At 40.7% G+C, this 17,708-nt stretch carries 12 protein-coding genes and 5 pseudogenes; 13 read left to right on the plus strand and 4 right to left on the minus strand.

Annotated features, from left to right (window positions below; translation table 11 throughout):
- Positions 1 to 222: 222 nt before the first annotated feature.
- From HWQ43_RS12845 to HWQ43_RS12855, 3 genes are all read left to right on the plus strand, one after another.
- Positions 223 to 351: a hypothetical protein gene (locus HWQ43_RS12845; protein WP_292733852.1), complete on the plus strand. Its 129-nt coding sequence runs from the start codon at positions 223 to 225 to the stop codon at positions 349 to 351.
- Between the two features lie 346 nt (positions 352 to 697).
- Positions 698 to 3,397, plus strand: coding sequence for a TonB-dependent siderophore receptor (locus tag HWQ43_RS12850; protein WP_292733855.1), 2,700 nt, complete (start codon positions 698 to 700; stop codon positions 3,395 to 3,397).
- A gap of 176 nt (positions 3,398 to 3,573) precedes the next feature.
- Positions 3,574 to 4,437, plus strand: a complete 864-nt coding sequence (locus tag HWQ43_RS12855) for an iron-siderophore ABC transporter substrate-binding protein (RefSeq protein ID WP_292733858.1) — start codon at positions 3,574 to 3,576, stop codon at positions 4,435 to 4,437.
- A gap of 46 nt (positions 4,438 to 4,483) precedes the next feature.
- Here the strand turns inward: HWQ43_RS12855 and HWQ43_RS12860 are convergent, their stop codons facing one another.
- Positions 4,484 to 4,915: an EamA family transporter gene (locus HWQ43_RS12860; RefSeq protein WP_292733861.1), complete on the minus strand. Its 432-nt coding sequence runs from the start codon at positions 4,913 to 4,915 to the stop codon at positions 4,484 to 4,486.
- A gap of 172 nt (positions 4,916 to 5,087) precedes the next feature.
- A pseudogene (locus HWQ43_RS12865) lies at positions 5,088 to 5,366 on the minus strand (penicillin acylase family protein); the annotation flags it as partial.
- A 440-nt stretch (positions 5,367 to 5,806) separates the two neighbouring features.
- On the opposite strand from HWQ43_RS12865, the gene HWQ43_RS12870 reads away from it, so the two are divergent.
- The 8 genes and pseudogenes from HWQ43_RS12870 to HWQ43_RS12900 all read left to right on the plus strand — a co-directional run bounded on the left by HWQ43_RS12870 (position 5,807) and on the right by HWQ43_RS12900 (position 13,352).
- The gene (locus HWQ43_RS12870) at positions 5,807 to 6,838 is read left to right on the plus strand and encodes an iron ABC transporter permease (protein WP_292733864.1); all 1,032 of its coding nucleotides are present in this window, start codon (positions 5,807 to 5,809) and stop codon (positions 6,836 to 6,838) included.
- Positions 6,835 to 7,875 carry an iron ABC transporter permease gene (locus HWQ43_RS12875; RefSeq protein WP_292733867.1) on the plus strand — a complete coding sequence of 347 codons (1,041 nt, stop codon included), beginning with the start codon at positions 6,835 to 6,837 and terminating at the stop codon, positions 7,873 to 7,875. The genes HWQ43_RS12870 and HWQ43_RS12875 overlap by 4 nt, the downstream gene beginning before the upstream one ends.
- Before the next feature lie 91 nt (positions 7,876 to 7,966).
- Positions 7,967 to 8,218 (plus strand): annotated as a pseudogene (locus HWQ43_RS12880) (ABC transporter ATP-binding protein); the annotation flags it as partial.
- A 147-nt stretch (positions 8,219 to 8,365) separates the two neighbouring features.
- The gene (locus HWQ43_RS12885) at positions 8,366 to 10,177 is read left to right on the plus strand and encodes an ABC transporter ATP-binding protein (RefSeq protein WP_292733869.1); all 1,812 of its coding nucleotides are present in this window, start codon (positions 8,366 to 8,368) and stop codon (positions 10,175 to 10,177) included.
- A 536-nt stretch (positions 10,178 to 10,713) separates the two neighbouring features.
- A complete protein-coding gene (locus HWQ43_RS12890; RefSeq protein WP_292733873.1) occupies positions 10,714 to 11,097 on the plus strand; it encodes a nuclear transport factor 2 family protein in 384 nt (127 codons plus the stop codon).
- A gap of 86 nt (positions 11,098 to 11,183) precedes the next feature.
- Positions 11,184 to 12,494: pseudogene (locus tag HWQ43_RS12895) on the plus strand (IS701 family transposase).
- A 400-nt stretch (positions 12,495 to 12,894) separates the two neighbouring features.
- The gene (locus HWQ43_RS33750; RefSeq protein WP_366932819.1) at positions 12,895 to 13,023 is read left to right on the plus strand and encodes an element excision factor XisH family protein; all 129 of its coding nucleotides are present in this window, start codon (positions 12,895 to 12,897) and stop codon (positions 13,021 to 13,023) included.
- Positions 13,011 to 13,352, plus strand: coding sequence for a XisI protein (locus HWQ43_RS12900; RefSeq protein WP_292733876.1), 342 nt, complete (start codon positions 13,011 to 13,013; stop codon positions 13,350 to 13,352). Before HWQ43_RS33750 ends, HWQ43_RS12900 begins: the two co-directional genes overlap by 13 nt.
- A gap of 103 nt (positions 13,353 to 13,455) precedes the next feature.
- Here HWQ43_RS12900 and HWQ43_RS12905 read toward each other — a convergent pair whose 3' ends face one another.
- Complete coding sequence (locus HWQ43_RS12905; protein ID WP_292733885.1) at positions 13,456 to 14,901, minus strand: COR domain-containing protein; 1,446 nt, start codon at positions 14,899 to 14,901, stop codon at positions 13,456 to 13,458.
- Positions 14,902 to 16,230, minus strand: a pseudogene (locus tag HWQ43_RS12910) (leucine-rich repeat domain-containing protein); the annotation flags it as partial. It abuts the gene before it with no gap.
- 316 nt (positions 16,231 to 16,546) lie between these two features.
- On the opposite strand from HWQ43_RS12910, the gene HWQ43_RS12915 reads away from it, so the two are divergent.
- Complete coding sequence (locus HWQ43_RS12915; protein WP_292733878.1) at positions 16,547 to 16,864, plus strand: DUF433 domain-containing protein; 318 nt, start codon at positions 16,547 to 16,549, stop codon at positions 16,862 to 16,864.
- Positions 16,864 to 17,256: pseudogene (locus HWQ43_RS12920) on the plus strand (DUF5615 family PIN-like protein). Before HWQ43_RS12915 ends, HWQ43_RS12920 begins: the two are co-directional and overlap by 1 nt.
- The last annotated feature ends 452 nt before the right edge of the window (positions 17,257 to 17,708 follow it).

Raw genomic sequence — 17,708 nt, forward strand, 5'->3', positions numbered from 1 at the left:
CTTATTGCAATTAATTTTTATTTGTCTTCGATTAGACTAACGAGAATGAGTTGCTTTAGCAATAGAGAAAGTATAGAAAGTTAGTATCAACAAATCCCTTTGTATAAGTTTTACATATAATACTTTGTTTATATCTGTAGATAGATGATAAATCTACAAACTTCATCTGAAGACAGTCAATTCTGGAAAAATCAATATTCCCTGACAAAGGGAAAATGACCAATGCCCCATTTTCAAGTTAAAACTCCACGAGCGATCGCCTGCAACCACCCGATGAAAATTAACTTGTCCTCATCCCTAATTCCTAGTCACCAATCCCTGTTTTCAAGACAAAAAAGTAGTTTTAGCTAGGAGATACAATCTCAATACTTGTCGGGTTTTGGGCGAAAGGGAAATAAAAACCTTTAACCCAAACCCAGTAACCTTTTCCCCAAACCGAATTATGAGTTCAAAATGCAAAATCCGAGTAGTAAGTATTGAATACAATCTCTGATTGTATATCAAGCAAATAAGCTGCTTCATAAGATTTTATTGTTGAGTATCCATAGCTAAATGAAAAAAACTATTAATTATCTTGTGTCTTGCATCGCTTCATAATATGATTCAAATAATTTCAACTTAAATGACAATTTTTTTCAGAGATCGTCATTGTATCTTCAGGTACAACCAAGTAGTGTGATTGAGTGTAAGCGGATAAATGAAGTTAGATAAATTGTTTCAAAGCCTGCTGCTGACAGGTATGGTTTTTGTTTGTCTCAGCGCTCCTGCTAAAGGCGAGGAAGTACAAGAAGATGTTCAAGGCGAATCTTTTACCCAAGTGATAGGGAAATCTACTTCACCGCAAACAGCATCTGGTAAAGCAAGTAAAAACATTTCCCAACTCAGCGAAATCGAATTTCCCGCAACTAGCGCTCAAATGCTAGTGCAGACACCAACACCAACCAACCCTCCAAATCCAGAACAAAGAAGTGGGGATCAAGTTGTACCAATTATGGGAGTTAAAGCCAATCCCACAAACAAAGGTGTGGAGTTGATTTTAGAGACGACTCGTGGGGAACAACTACAAGTTACAAATCGCAGTACGGGCAATAATTTTATTGCAGATATACCTGGCGCACAGTTGCGTTTAGCATCGGGAGAAGCTTTTACATTTCGTTCCGAAAAACCCCTTGCAGAAATTACTGAGATAACAGTTACAAATATCGATGCGAATACTGTCCGAGTGACGGTGGTGGGTGAGAAAAAGTTACCCACAGTTGAGTTATTTGATGATAATACAGGGCTGGTATTTGGTATAAATTCTGCGGCTATAGCAACTTCTCCACCGCAGCAACCCCAAACACCACAAGATCAACAAAAGCCAGCAAGCGAGACACCGCAGCAAGAACCAACAGCACAGCAGGATGAGCCGATTGAGTTGTTAGTGACGGGGGATCAAGATAGGTATAACGTACCAGAAACGTCAACTGCGACTAAAACCGACACACCATTGCGCGATATTCCCCAATCGATTCAGGTGGTGCCGCGACAGGTGCTGGAAGATCGCAAGGTAAGAAGTTTAAAAGAGGCAGTGGAAACGGTCAGTGGCGTTGTTGATGGAGGAACCAACTTCGGTGCGCCTTCAGGAGGCAGAGTCATCAGAGGATTTGTGCAGACCGGAAATTTCCGCAATGGCTATCGAGATACAAATGATAGCTTTTCGCTGACAGGCATTGGGACGATCGAACAAGTAGAAGTTCTCAAAGGCCCTGCCTCAGTTCTATTTGGAGCTGTAGAACCGGGTGGAATCGTCAACGTTACCACCAAACAACCTTTGAGTGAACCCTACTACAGTCTTGGATTTGAGGCAGGAAATTTTGGATATTATCAACCCAGCATCGATTTTTCAGGGCCATTAAATACTGATAAAACTGTACTCTATCGCTTTATTGCGAGCTATCAAGATTCGAGCGGATTTCAAGATTTCGTCCACACAGATATAACCACGATCGCACCCTCAATCACTCTCAAATTGGGGGATAGGACAGACCTGAATCTATACTATGAATACACTAACTATAATGGATATCCGAATCAGTCTGGCAGTTGGTTTTTCAGCGATGGTAGCTTCCTGCCTCGGAGTCTCTTTCTCGGCTATCCTGATTTAACCTTTATTGATGCCAAGACTCAAAAATTTGGCTACACCCTGAATCAAAAGTTGAGCGACAACTGGCAGATTCGTAACAATTTTGCGGTGGCTACTACTAGAACTAGAGACGCATTTGCTGGAGGATTAGATATAGTAGACGATAGTTCGCTAATAGATATTAGCGCTGAAAGACGTCGATACTCAATAGATAACTATTTTGGACAGATCGACTTGCTTGGAAAGTTTAAGACGGGATCGATTTCGCACCAACTCTTAGTGGGTTTTGATTTCAATCGCAATGTTCAGATTTTTGAGTCTACGATTTCCGATTCTGCTCTTCCTAATCTAGATATCTTCAACCCAGATTACAACATTTCAAACCCCGTATATATTCCAAATTATAATTTCGATTCATCTACCCAATCTTACGGCGCTTACCTTCAAGATCAAATCAGTATTTTAGACAATCTGAAGCTATTGGTTGGGGGGCGCTTAGATTGGGTTTCACAAAATCAGACAAATAGCGGAATTGATTCTCCCGAACAGAATGATAGTGCTTTCAGCCCCCGAGTTGGGTTGGTGTATCAGCCGAGCAAATCAGTTTCTCTCTACACCAGCTATAGTCAATCTTTTCTTCCTACCTCTGGATTCAATCCTGATGGTAGAGCCTTTGAACCGACCAAAGGAACCCAATATGAAGCAGGCATTAAAACTGACTTTCTAGACGGAAAGCTTTCAACAACATTGGCAGCCTATCAAATCACCAAGACGAATGTTACAATACAGGATCAAAATAACCGTGATTTCCAGATTCAAGTGGGAGAGCAAAGGAGTCGAGGGATTGAGTTAGATATCACGGGTGAGATTCTACCAGGATGGAAGGTGATCGGTTCTTATGCCTATACAGATGCAGAAGTTACCGAGGATATTGACATTTCTGTAGGTAATAAATTGCTGGGTGTGCCAGAAAATCAAGCTAGCCTCTGGACAACCTATGAAATCCAGAAGGGTGATCTCAAAGGTTTGGGATTTGGTTTAGGGCTTTTTTATGTGGGTGAGCGGGCGGCACTTTCAGACAACTCGGTTGAACTACCCAATTACTTGCGTACCGATGCGGCGATTTTCTACCGTAGAGATCGCTTGAACGCTGCGATCAATATTCGTAATCTATTTGATACGGACTATTTCAGTTCTACTTACGGTTACACTTTAGGTCTTGAAAGAGGCGCACCCTTTACAATCATCGGCTCTATTCGTTGGGAGCTTTAACTCGCTGTTGTATTGGTAATCGGCTGAACAACGTGTTGCAATTATCCTATTGATATTAATTCTCAATGTTTTTACGTCGCTTCATCTATCTACTATTATTAGGAGTTTTGATGTTTGTACTTGTTTCGGCTTGTAGCAGAAATTTGAATTATAGTGCTACAAGCTTGAAACAGCCAATGCAAAACTGTCGAAAGGTGCAACATTTGATGGGAAAGACTTGTATCCCTCTCCGGCCCCAACGAGTCATAACGATATGGTCAAGTTTTTTAGCTGATACACTAGCATTGGGGATTAAACCAATTGCCACGGGATATGATTCTAGTGAGCCTTTTCCAGAATATCTTCGAGACAAAGTAGATGGAGTTGATTTAATTGGAAGCGTAAATGAACCAAACCTCGAAAAGATTTTGCTCCTGAAACCCGACCTAATTTTGGCTGATCCTTACATTCTGAATGTTTATTATAAGCAGATATCAACGATTGCACCTACGGTCATAATAGGGCATCCCGATTTACTCACTCGTCGTTGGGAGCAAGATTTGGTAGACCTTGGCAAGGTCTTAAATAAAGAAGAAGCTGTTAATCAATTAATTGAGGAATATTGGCAGCGGATTGAAAAACTTAAACAAGCCTTGGGTAGCCATCGTCACCAAATGCAGATTTCAGTTGCCTCGACAAAAGTATTATCTGGAATTTGGTCTTATGGCGAAAAAAGTCCTGTTGGCAGAGTCCTCAATGATATTGGGCTAGAACGCCCATCCTCACAAAGGGGGAATTTTTTCTATATAGAAAATATTTCTGAAGAGCGTCTGTCTGATATTGACGGTGATGTTCTCTTCTTCTTATCTTGGGGAAGCAAGAGTGCTAAAGAGAGTTTAGAAAAGCTCCAACAAAAACCTTTGTGGCGACAACTTAAAGCGGTTCAACGAAATCAAGTTTATTTCGTTGACGGATTGCGCTGGCATGAAGGCGATATTTTTGCAATCAATACAATAATTGATGACTTATTTAGATACCTGATCGACCGTCCCAGGTTTTAGCACCTCACCAAATCGCATTGCTCCCTTTGTAGTCTTAGTTAAGAGCTTAAAGGATTAGAACTAAAGTACCCATAACTACTAAACTGCTTCCTAATATCATTTTCAAGTTTAATGGTTCTCCTAGAAAAATAACCGAAAACAATAAAACTAATACCAAGCTTGATTTATCAATTGGTGCAACAAGGGAAGCTTTTCCTGTTTGTAAAGCTTGGAAGTAAAAAATCCATGATAATCCTGTAGATACTCCAGATAATAATAAAAAAATCATCGTTCTTTGGGGAATAGCTAAGATATTAACTACATTTCCTTGAAAAAATACAATTCCCCAAGCAACTACTAAGATGACAACAGTTCGGATTGCTGTTGCTAAATTAGAGTTTACATTTTCTACCCCAATTTTGGCGAAGATAGTTGTTAATGCTGCAAAGCCAGCCGAAAGTAATGCATATATCCACCACGTTATAGTGTTGTTCTCCATCTTGCCTCCTAGTTCACTAGTCAAAATTAGCGGTGTTATTTAGGCTCATGTTAGATTAAATTACTCGCTGAAACTGCGATCGCTTGTCAAAAGAAAGTGCCGTCATACGATGTCTGGTGCTTAGGCGTAGCCCGTCGCAGACATCGCCAGCGCTAGAAGCAGACTATTGACCTCAGAATATTTTGCGTTCTTCTAGATGAGCAAGAATATCTGAGCGATCGCGCCACACAGGACCCAACTTTGTGTTAGCGAACATCTATAACTAGTCACTAATGTGGGGCGATCCAGCTTGACTTGCATTACCATAGCTGGTAAATACCATTGCCCGTACAGGGTTGGAAAATTCAATCGCAGCCACATAGAAATCACCTGCAACGCCTTGGAACTGACCGTTTGCTTCAGGAGCAAAATCGAGTGTACGAAAAATTCCCAGGCTGCCATCTCCACCATGTTCATAAACCCACCATCTATAGATGTAACGCTTGGGGATTGGGGACTCGGTATTGGGGAAAGACTTGTTGCAAGCTATCACTCAAGTCCCCTTGTCCTCTTGTCTCTCCTGCTCCCTACTCCCCACTCCCTACTTTCAAGTCAGATTTAATACCAATTTGAAAAATGATTGCGACAGATGGAAAACTGAAACACTTATCCAATGGATGTTTCACAATCCAAAATCTAAAATCTAAAATCCAAAATGGTATAAGTTGATCTAACAATACCACTTTGTTGAGAAACTATATCAAAGTTAGAAGGGTATCCTTTATTCCTTTTAAAAATGGGGGAAAGGCTACAAGATCGTGTAATCTATATATTTATCAAGAAAGATTATCAACTCTAATGATTAAAAAGCTCTTAAATATTGAGAGTGTTAATTAAAGTGATGGCAAGATCATGATAGAAGTCGCTACATTGTCACCTAGAGGATTGAAAAAACCACAAATGTCAGCCTTATTTGGTCTGGTGTTGGGACTGTGTATGCTGTTAATTTGTTTGGTGTACAGTGTGACACTAGGTGCAGTAGAAATACCTCTAGGCAAGATTTTGACATCTTTTATAGCCTTTGATGGTTCCTACGATCACCTAGTCATTCAAACCGTGAGATTACCGCGATCGCTAATTGCCATCCTTGTCGGTTCAGCCCTTGCTGTATCGGGAGCATTGATGCAGGGTTTGACGCGAAACCCCCTAGCAGATCCAGGTATTTTAGGTATTGAGTCGGGAGCCGCCCTTTTTGTCGTTGTCGCAATTTTTATTTTTGGCAGTTCATCCCTAAGTCTTTACGCTCTTGTGGCTTTTCTGGGTGCGGGAGTCACAGCAGTGTTAGTTTACATCCTTGGTTCTCTGGGACGGGGAGGAGCCACTCCACTGAATTTAACGGTAGCTGGCGCGGCATTAACTGCTCTGATTTCTTCCTTTACCACCGGTATCCTGATTGTTAGTCAACAAACACTCGAAGAAGTTAGATTTTGGTTAGCTGGTTCATTATCTGGTCGAGATTTTAATTTATTCTTACAATTATTGCCTTTTGTCGGTATGGGATTAGTAATAGCTTTTGCCCTTGGCAGACAAATTACCACTATGAGTTTAGGTGAAGATGTCGCCAAAGGCTTGGGTCAACAGACAGCTTGGATCAAAATAATTACCGCTATCAGTGTAGTTTTACTGGCAGGGAGTTCCGTTGCTCTTGCAGGGCCAATCGGCTTCATTGGTTTAGTAGTTCCCCATATAGTGAGATTTTACATTAAAGCCGACTATCGTTGGATATTACCTTATTGTGCAGTTTTGGGGGCAATTTTACTCTTGGTCGCAGATATTGCCGCCCGTATATTGCTCAAACCACAGGAATTACCTGTAGGTGTAATGACAGCAATCGTTGGCGCTCCTTTTTTTGTATACCTGGCTAAGTCAAAGGTGAAGAAATGAAGGTTGATTGGCTAGTCATTCGTTATCAAGGGATATCTTTCCGCATCGACCGACGTGTACCAGTCATACTGTTATGTTTGGCAGTAGCGATTCTAATGGCGATGGTGATGAATATAGGACGGGGTGAATATCCAATCTCGCCTTTTGATATCGTGAAAACTATATTGGGTTTAGATACGGGAAACCCAGACCATCCATTCGTGATTCAAAATCTGCGTCTACCCCGCACTCTTGTAGCTTTTATGGTAGGAATGGCGCTGGCAATTTCTGGCACTATTTTCCAAGGGTTGACACGCAATCCATTGGCTGACCCCGGTATTATCGGTATCAATGCTGGGGCGAGTCTGGCGGCAGTTATAGTAATTGTACTGTTTCCATCAACACCCATTTATACCTTGCCTCTCTCAGCTTTTGCTGGTGCTTTGCTGATGGCGATTTTAATTTACTCGCTGGCTTGGAATAACGGTAGTTCCCCGATTCTATTAATTTTAATGGGTGTTGGCTTGTCTGCGATCGCCAGTGCCATAACCAGCTTGATGATTACCTTTGGGGAAATTTATGACGTTAGTAATGCTTTGGTTTGGTTAGCTGGGAGCGTCTACGGCCGGACTTGGGAGCAAGTCTTTTCCTTGTTACCTTGGTTAATTGTTTTTGTCCCAATGGCTTTGACATTAGCAAGGCATTTGAACGCTTTAAATTTAGGAGATGATATCGCCAAAAGTTTAGGTAGTCAAGTGGAATGGCAACGTGGTTTACTCATACTGGTGGGTGTAGCCTTAGCAGGTGCAGGAGTCGCCACAGCTGGAAATATTGGTTTTGTTGGTTTAATCGCACCCCATTTAGGACGACAGTTGGTAGGTGCAACCCATGAAAGCTTGATTCCTATTTCCGCACTCTTGGGGGGAGTGATTGTTGTAATGGCAGACTTGCTAGGAAGAACGCTGTTTGCACCTATCGAACTTCCTTGTGGGGTAGTAACTGCTGCTGTTGGCGCTCCTTATTTTCTTTATTTATTAATTCGTAACCGCAAAAAATAAGGGACTGGGGATTGGTAATTTGGTAAAAACAATATTTTATCAACCCAAAAATCAGGTTTTCATAAATCCAAAATCTAAAATGGTTTCACTTATGAAAGGACTCTCAACCAAAAGTCTGTCTTTAGCTTACGATGGTGCGCTGATTATCCGTGACCTAAATTTGGCAATCCCCACCGGACAAATTAGTGGTTTAGTTGGTGCTAATGGTTGTGGTAAATCAACCTTGTTAAGAGGGTTGGCAAGATTGCTTAAACCCCGTGGTGGTACAGTCTATCTTGATGGAACGTCTATTTTTAATCTTTCCACCAAAGAAGTAGCCCAGCAGTTAGGTATTTTGCCTCAACGCTCCCATCAATCATCTAAGTAAGTCGGTGGGAAAAAAATCAAACTATGTGAAGAAAAATTAACTAGCCTAAAATCCTCCTGCTCCTGCTTTATTCCAACTACAAATATTTACGCCGACCTACTTAACTACAAACAATAAACAGTCGTGGCAATCACATCCAAATCTTCTACAGTATCTAAAAATCAGAGAAATTCAGCCCATCCTTTGCAACGTTTGCTCAACTATGGTAGCCAATATCACCAACAAATTTTGCAGGCAACATCATTTTCTATCATCAATACGATTTTAGACTTAGCTCCACCCTGGTTAATTGGGATTGCGGTAGATATTCTCGTAGAACAGCAAAATTCTGTATTTGCCAAATTCGGTATAAAAGATATATTTTGGCAATTTTTACTACTTTCATTGATCACTATTATTGTCTGGATACTAGAATCGATTTCTGAGTACGCATATAATAGACTTTGGCGTAATTTAGCCCAAAATATCCAGCATAATTTACGCTTAAATGCCTACAATCATGTACAAGAATTAGATTCAGCTTACTTTGAAGAAAGCAGTACTGGCGGCTTGATGTCAATTTTGAATGATGATATCAACGAGCTAGAAGATTTTTTAAATTATGGAGCCAATGAGATTATAAGTATTATCACTTCACTGATCATTTTAACTAGTGGTGCATTCTTTATTTTACCCCCCTCCATTACCTTTGCCGCAATGTTACCAATGCCATTTATTGTTTGGGGTTCCTTTATTTATCAAAAGCGTCTGGAAGATCGCTACGCTGAGGTACGGGAAAGGGTAGGCTTTCTCAACTCACGACTAGCAAATAATATTAGTGGTATTACCACAATTAAAAGTTTCACTGCTGAAGCTTATGAAAGCGCTAGATTGGCAGGAGATAGCGAAGCATATAGAAAAAGTAACACGAAAGCAATTAAACTTTCTGCTGCATTTGTGCCCTTAATTAGAATGTTAGTTTTAGCAGGGTTCACAGCTTTATTGTTTTGGGGAGGTATGGCAACATACGCTGGAAAAATATCTATTGGTAGTTACAGTGTTTTACTCGTTTTATTACAGAGATTATTGTGGCCTTTAGTAACATTAGGAGAAATATTTGACAAATATCAAAGGTCAATGGCTTCTACCAATCGGGTAATGAATTTATTAGATACTCCCATCAACATTGCTACGGGAGACAAATTTTTACCTATTGAGCAAGTTCGTGGTGAAATTGATTTTAAAGAAGTTACTTTTGCTTATCAAGATAGAGAGCCAGTAATTAAAAAACTATCCTTACATATCCCCGCAGGTAAAACGATCGCGATTGTTGGTTCTACAGGTTCTGGTAAAAGCACTTTGGTAAAATTATTATTGCGATTATATGATATTTCTTCTGGGACAATTACTATTGATAATATTAATATCCAAAAATTAAATCTAGGTGATTTGCGTCGCAGTATCGGCTTGGTCAGCCAAGACGTATTCTTATTTCATGGTACTATTGCTGAAAATATCGCCTATGGTACTTTTAATGCTACCAATGAACAAATAATCGAAGCTGCGAAAATTGCTGAAGCTGATAATTTTATTCTGCGGCTACCCCAAGGTTATGAGACAATAGTCGGAGAACGGGGTCAAAAATTATCTGGTGGACAACGCCAAAGAATTGCGATCGCTAGGGCTATTTTAAAGAATCCACCAATTTTGATATTAGATGAAGCCACTTCAGCGGTAGATAATGAAACTGAAGCTGCTATTCAGCATTCTTTGGAACGTATTACTGTTAATCGAACGACGATAGCCATAGCCCATCGTCTTTCCACTATCCGCAATGCTGATTGTATTTATGTGATGGAATATGGAAAATTAGTTGAGTCGGGAACACATGAAAAATTGTTGGGGAAGAATGGGATTTATGCTAGTTTATGGAACGTGCAGTCGGGGTTAAAATAAAAAGTACAGCGTCTTTGAAAAAGAAGATTTAGTGGTGCAACAATTCAGTCGCGGGTCTGAGTACATGACCTAAATGCTCTCGGCTTGTTCATCTTACTTTTTACAGGAATTTCTATGTGGCTTCAGCTGCGGCATACTTCTCACAAGCAATTTACTGAGGCTCAAAGCAATGATTAGTCATGAACTTCAAATGCCGCAACACCACGAGCATATTCAAACTAGAAGACTTGATTTTGACTGAACTTGATAATTCAATACGGTACAGTTAGCGCCAAAAACCTTCTAAACTGCAAATTATGAGTGCGATCGCACTCATTAGATTTGCAATAGCAGAGATGGCATTGTTTGTGGCGAACGGAACAGAAAACCGGGATAATAAAATAAAACAACCTTCCTTACAATAGAAGAATTAAAAACGGGAAATCCTCGAAATAAACCTGACATCAGGCATGATAGTGTCGATAAAAAAAAGCTTCAGCTAAACTCTGTACAATAAATTATTAGTCCTTGCTGCATCTCCTTCACCATACCGATAAATGTCAGATCAACCTGCACCAGAAATCGAACTGCTCCGTGCGGCTTACGCAGCCTTCAACGCGCGAGACATTGACGCTGCCCTTGCCCTCATGACTCCAGACGTGGCTTGGCCGAAAGCGTTCAAAGGCGGTTTTGTCCGTGGGTCTGAAGAAGTTCGCGCTTACTGGACGGAACAATGGAGCGAGATCAATCCGCACGTCGAGCCAGTTTCCTTTTACTCGGAGGAGGCCGGGCGCATTTTGGTCGATGTGCATCAAGTCGTGCGTGACTTGGATGGAGCAGTTCTTGCTGATGAACACGTGGGTCATCGATTCACCCTTGAACACGGCTTGATTCAAGCTATGGAAGTCTGTCCACTTCCATCGTCCACCCCAAAGGACTAACCACGTGATATTTTTGATTTTATCCCTGTTTTGTCACTCTGGCAGTAGTATAATAAGGTACAAACGCTAGAACCAAGACACAGAGTATGGTACAGCCTCGTCCAGCCGCACCAACAGTAAAATTCGTGGACGAATATTGCCAATGGTATAAAAGCCTGTTTCCAGATGTTAGGAGCTTCGAGGCTTTTAAATACCTTCATGTAGGGTGTATTTCTGAACTAAAACGGAAAACCCTACCAGAAATAGCAAAAATTGTAGGATTGGATAATCAGCAAGGTTTACATCATTTTTTAACTACATCCCCGTGGGATGTAGAGAAGTTAAGAGCTTTGCGATTATAGCTAATTTTACAAGTTCTAAAAGGTAGACCAATCATTCTAATTATTGATGAGACAGGAGATAAAAAGAAAGGGAATAAGACAGATTATGTGAAACGACAGTACATAGGTAATTTGGGTAAAGTAGAAAATGGAATTGTAGCAGTCACGGCGTATGGTGTATTCTGTGGGATGACTTTTCCATTACTGTTTGAAGTATACAAGCCACGCGAAAGATTAAAGCCAGGAGATAAATATCTTACAAAGCCTCAAATAGCAGCAATAATGATGAAAAAACTAGAGTTGATGGGTTTTAAATTCAACCTAGTACTAGCAGATAGCTTATATGGTGAGAGTAGTACTAATTTCATATCTATATTAGACGAGCTGGGGTTAAATTATCTAGTAGCGATTCGCTCAAACCATTCTGTAGAGTTACTTCCAAGGCAACATATTCAATATTTAAAGTGGCACAGATTTAAAAGGGTATTCTCAGACTTGAGGAGTGAAAATCGGTTTATTAGAGAGATAATTCACGGCAAACGACAAGAAAAAAGGTATTGGCAGATTACTACAGACATTGAGAAATTACCTGGTAACACTACTTGGTATGTGATGAGTAACTATCCAGACATTACACCAAGAGATGTAGGCAACTTTTATGGATTAAGAACTTGGGTTGAGTATGGCTTAAAGCAAAGTAAAAATGAATTAGGCTGGGCAGATTATCGGCTGACTCACTACCCGGGTATTGAACGCTGGTGGGAGATTGTATGTAGCAGCTATTTAATGGTTAGCCTCCACTCTGAACAAATGCAGTCTTCTGTGCCAAAATCTCCATCAAAGCTAGCTTCGCATCCCTGGTGGAACGATGAAAAAGGCTGGAAGAATATTCTTAACAATCCCCGTTTAATAATTCAACCTTTTACCTTATTTAACCTAATATATCCCTGGTTAACAGTTTTTCCTATCCCCCAATTGTCCTTGGGGTTTTCTAAACTTCAATCTATTATTTATAACCTAACTAGTTCAATTTTTATTTCCCTAACTCACCCTGATTTCTACTTTTCCTCTGCCTAGAGTGACAAAACAGGGTTATTTTCTTATCCCGGTTTTCTGTTCCATTGCTACTCGCACCCCAAGTCCACAAGCATTTAAATATCGTGTTGAAGTACCCAAATATCGTGTTGAAGTACCCAAATATCGTGTTGAGGTACCCAAATATCGTGTTGAAGTACCTAAATATCGTGTTGAAGTACCTAAATATCGTGTTGAAGTACTTGCATTGCTTTTATAAAAAGTGAAACCAAATTGACGCTGATTAAAATTATTCACACGTTGATACAGGTATTCTTCAACTTTGTGATTTTCTATATGCTTTATGCCGCGATCGCAATCTTGTAATTGGGACGATAGCGAATCCTATACAGCATAGGTTTTTCGTGCATAGCTATCGCGCTGAAGGTTTTGAGTCTGTCAAATTTTAGCAGTACCTCGTTTTTTTTATCAAACCTTTTTTAACTTAGCTTTTAGTGTGGTACAACGCAATCAAATTAAACTTTTAGTTTATGACTTAGAAAAGGAGACGATTGAGCAATGGATAAAGTAGCTCTCTACAGGCAATATATTCAACAACTAATCCAAGCAAAAGCTGATCGCTCGATGAAATCCGCAAAAGATGTTGAGGCTCAACCTATTTTTGATACGGAGCGAGATCACTATCAATTAGTGTATGTGGGTTGGACGCAGAATGATATCAGGGATTATGGATGTTTGCTACATTTGGATATTAAAAATGGCAAGATTTGGATTCAATATGATGGTACGGAAGATGGGATTGCCTATGAGTTATTAAAATTGGGTGTACCATATCAAGATATAGTTTTGGGTTTTCAACCTGCTAGGGTGCGCTCTGATACGGAGTTTGCTGTAGGTTAGGTTTAAATATTGATTGATGAATAGCGATCGCTAGTTTAATTTTCATCAAATCAAAGACGGGTATCATCTCAACCTATGCGATCGCCCCTAGAGTTAGCAAAGTTTATTTACCAGAGGGAAGCTTTAGTTCTATGCCTAATTTGCTTCCTATTTCCATAACATCCTTTGTAAAGCTTGTCATACTTGCAATGGGGGCAGCGACTACAGTAGCAGCAGTTAGTAAAGCTACTAGACGTTTTTTGAGTTTGGGTAAATTGCGTTCTTTTTCTGGCTTTTGAATTTCTACTTCTACATCATCAATATCGATGATAATGTCGTCGTGGGTTTCTGGTGGAAATTGGGCAGCAGTTTGGCGTAAGTTGCCGATCAGTTGCATTAGTTCTGCTACGCTTGCGCCGCTTGTTTGGTTGAAGTTAGAGGCTTGCTGACTGGCGTTGTCTTTGACTTCGTTGGCAACGTTGGTAATGTTTGAGTTTTGAAAGTTGTTTGTGTTTTCTGTCATAGGTTTGAAATCTCCTTGCTGATTGCTATTGTAAATCTGGTTGACAATTGTGAAGCGATCGCTTTCTGGATCGCCTTTTTGTATTTTCTGACGTGATTCTAGTGATTCATAGCCATCTAAAAGTTGACGGATATTGATGTTTATTTTAAGTTTACCGATTGGATATTCAAGAACGCCCATTGATTCGAGTCCGAGTAGTTCTTGGTAGTCGAGGGGCGGGTGTCTGGGATGGCCGGGAACGGGAACCCATTTGGTGATTTCGAGATTGGGGAGACTTTTGTGGATTTTTTGGAAGACATCGCGGAGGATGCCGAGAAATAAGCGGCGGGTTTCTTTGCGTTCGCTAATGGTAATGAAGATTTTTTTGTCTTCGGGATCGGCTTTGATCCGAGCGATGTTGTAGATTTCGTTGTTTTCTTGATATTGCAGCATTATGCCACTGCGCCAATAGATTTGTTGATGAATTTTTTCGTGGGTGTTGACGATGAAGCGGGAAATGATGCTTTCGGGGAGAACTTTGTAATGGTATTGAAATTCCAGGGTTTCGTCGTCGAGTTCTGTTTCGTCTGGTTCATCTTTAGGCAAAAGTCCCGGAATCAGAAATTGTGGTGGCTGACATTCTAGTGCAAAGCAAAGCTCAAATTCCTTCATCAGCCCGATCAGATAGCCGTGACGCTTGGTGGGATATCGCTCTGGATTGAGGATGCGGGTGAGATCGGCGGGGGTGAAAATGCCTTTGGTTTGAGTTTTGAGGTTTTCATCGCTCAGGAGCGCGTAAATGCCTTCTGTAACCCAGTTGGGTTTGAGAACGTTGGTATCTCTAAGGATGGGATGATCGCGGAAGTTGAGAACTAAACCGAGTCGATGAAGGAGATCGATGAGTTGCTCTTGGTTTTGTTCTTCGGGAATCTTATTTTCGTGGCAGATGCCGATGTAGCGGTTGTAGCTGATGAAGTCTTGGGGCATGGATTCGAGTTGTTGTTTAACCTCAAACCATGAGAGTGGCAAAAGATCGTAGACTTCTTTGAGTTTACCGACTTGCTGCAAAATAGCAGTGCGAAGTTCATCAATGCCGATATTTTTTTGGCAGGAGGTTTCGATAATCGCTTGGATGTTAGGATATTTTTCGCGTAATGCCTTGCGGTTGATGTCGAGGGGTTGTTCGTCTTTTTTGTTGCCAACGATAATCACGGGGGACTGTCCGCCGAAGCTTTCGATTAGTTTCAGCCAATATTCGATGCGGTTTTCTTCTTCACTGGTGCGACAATTACAAACTAGGAGATAGAGGCTGCGCTTAGTCAGAAAAAATTGATGGGTAGCATGATAAATTTCCTGTCCCCCAAAGTCTCAAACATTGAGGCGGATGTCTTTGCTATTGACCGACACGTTCCAAGTTTCTACATTGAGTCCGTCGGTTTGGGATTGATTTTTGTCATATTTATTGCGGATTAGTCGCTTAATAAGGGATGTTTTACCGACGCTGCCTTGTCCGATGAGCAAGAGTTTGGCTTCGTTGAGTGGACTCACTTCACCGCTACGGAGTAATCGCAAGTAATTGAAAATATCTTCAACTGAACCAGCATCATCAGAAGATCCTAAAATCTCTGGTGAAATAGGAAGCGGATTTCCCCGTAAATCTAGTTTTTCCAATTTCGGCAAACTTTCGATCACCTCTGGAATCTCGGTAATTTGGTTGTAACTGAGGTGAAGCTGCGTCAGATTGGTTAATTTAGCCAGTGCCTCTGGAACCTCGGTAATTTGGTTGAAACTGAGGTAAAGATGCGTCAGATTGTTTAATTTAGCCAGCACCTCTGGAACCTCGGTAATTTGGTTGAAACTGAGGTAAAGATGCGTCAGATTGTTTAATTTAGCCAGCACCTCTGGAATCTCGGTGATTTTGTTGTCCATGAGGACAAGCTGCGTCAGATTGGTTAATTTAGCCAGCGCCTCTGGAATCTGGGTTATTTGGTTGGAATTGAGGTGAAGTTGCGTCAGATTGGTTAATTTAGCGATCGCATCAGGTATTTCAGTTAGCTCTACTCGAATTAAGATCAGTCCCTCTAAATGTAGTATTTGCGTTACCACATCGGGAATCCTCTCTAAAGGATTGCCACTGATATCCAACTTACGCAAATTAGACAAACCCAATAGTTCCAGAGGAAGCGTTTTTAAATTGTTGCCTGAAACCTGTTCGAGAAAGCGGCCTCTTACGTATTCATGACCTTCAACCTTCTTTCCCAAAATCAAAGACTCAAGCTGCTGCAACTTACCAATTTCTACAGGTAATTCAGTCAACTCCTGCCCCGATAAGTCTAACTCTTGCCAACCCTCAGCCGCCGCGCGATCTATCAGTAACAATAAATCATCCTGCGTCATAATTCCAAGGAGAAGGGTAAAAGGAAAGAAGATTGATGAAGATTATCTTAACTGATTAGGGAAAAATGCTAGACATCATTATTTTGGCGATCTGTCAGTTTGCTGTTTGGGATATTGCGGATTTAGGTGTAGGCGTAGCCCGTCGTAGACATCGCGCCTTGAGATGATGGGAAAAGGCGATCGCAAAACATATAGGTCGATTTATAGTATTGGCGATCGCTTATCGGAAATTGAGATTGGGCTTCAAAACAGTCGCTAGGATAATTACTATAAAATTTCAAGTTAGGATGAAATAAGCGAGAGAGATTTTGTTGTCATGAATAAGAGGACTCAACTGCTCGAAGTAATTGCAGCTTTACCAGAGGAATTAGTTGACCAAGCATTGAATTATGTGCAAATGTTGCAAAATCATATTCAGATTACACCAGGAGTTTGCGGAGGAAAAGCACGAATTAGAAATACACGAATTCCCGTATGGACTTTGGTAGCATATCGTCAACAAGGTGCCCCGGATGAAGAATTATTGGCAAATTATCCTGGATTGACTGTGGAAGATTTAAGTGCAGCTTGGCATTACTACGAACAAAATACTGAACAAATTGATCGAGAAATTGCCCAAGATAATTTAGTTTAATGGCATTACAATTTTACTCCAATGAAAATTTTCCGATCGCAATGGTAAACTTACTCAGATCGAAGGGACACGATGTATTAACTTCCTACGAAGCAGGTCAAGCAAATCAAGGGATTCCTGACGATGTTGTTTTGTAGTATGCCACAGCGACAGGTCGCATTTTGATTACGGAAAATCGCCAAGATTTTATCGATCTACATCGCACTGCACCAAATCATGCTGGCATGATTATTTTTAAACACGATCGTGATTATGCTGGGAAAGTCAAGGCAATAATTGATTTTTTGGATGAGGATAATCGAACCTTAGAGAATCGTTTGTTGCGGGTTATGAAGCAAAATATAAAAGCAGTCGGACAGATTTTTTTCGTACAGGAGTATGGTAAAATTTGATTGCGATCGCTCTTCAAAGAATTATTCAGATATGCTAGATAAACGTAGCCTATAAAATCTTACTAAGCCTTGGCGATCGCTTACCTCGGTACTTAGTGACAACACTTCAAAAATCACACAAGGATAATTCACAAAATAGTTATCTCGCTCCTCAGAGGATGTTTGAAAAGTCCTCTTCTTGGTAGCAAAACATTCTAGATCCCCCTAAATCCCCCTTCAAAAGGGGGACTTTGACTCCGGTTCCCCCTTTTTTAAGGGGGGTTAGGGGGGATCTAAAAGTGTCTAAAGTCACAGCGAAATACTTTTCAAACAACCTCTAACTTGACCTTCATATCCGACATAAATACATCGCAAGCCCCACCCCGCAATTGAGAACGTAACTGACTGGCAATATTTAATACCAATTCAAAAAATGTTTGCGACAGATAGAGCATTCAAAATGAAATCATAGC

The sequence above is a fragment of the Nostoc sp. JL31 genome, from assembly GCF_017114965.1.
In the GTDB taxonomy this organism is placed as follows: Bacteria; Cyanobacteriota; Cyanobacteriia; order Cyanobacteriales; family Nostocaceae; genus Nostoc; species Nostoc punctiforme_A.

Excerpts from the sequence above, each read along its gene's own strand:
- HWQ43_RS12845 (WP_292733852.1), top strand. The coding sequence starts at position 223 with ATGCCCCATTTTCAAGTTAAAACTCCACGAGCGATCGCCTGCAACCAC.
- HWQ43_RS12850 (WP_292733855.1), top strand. The coding sequence starts at position 698 with ATGAAGTTAGATAAATTGTTTCAAAGCCTGCTGCTGACAGGTATGGTT.
- HWQ43_RS12855 (WP_292733858.1), top strand. The coding sequence starts at position 3,574 with ATGCAAAACTGTCGAAAGGTGCAACATTTGATGGGAAAGACTTGTATC.
- HWQ43_RS12860 (WP_292733861.1), bottom strand. The coding sequence starts at position 4,915 with ATGGAGAACAACACTATAACGTGGTGGATATATGCATTACTTTCGGCT.
- HWQ43_RS12870 (WP_292733864.1), top strand. The coding sequence starts at position 5,807 with ATGATAGAAGTCGCTACATTGTCACCTAGAGGATTGAAAAAACCACAA.
- HWQ43_RS12875 (WP_292733867.1), top strand. The coding sequence starts at position 6,835 with ATGAAGGTTGATTGGCTAGTCATTCGTTATCAAGGGATATCTTTCCGC.
- HWQ43_RS12890 (WP_292733873.1), top strand. The coding sequence starts at position 10,714 with ATGTCAGATCAACCTGCACCAGAAATCGAACTGCTCCGTGCGGCTTAC.
- HWQ43_RS12900 (WP_292733876.1), top strand. The coding sequence starts at position 13,011 with ATGGATAAAGTAGCTCTCTACAGGCAATATATTCAACAACTAATCCAA.
- HWQ43_RS12915 (WP_292733878.1), top strand. The coding sequence starts at position 16,547 with ATGAATAAGAGGACTCAACTGCTCGAAGTAATTGCAGCTTTACCAGAG.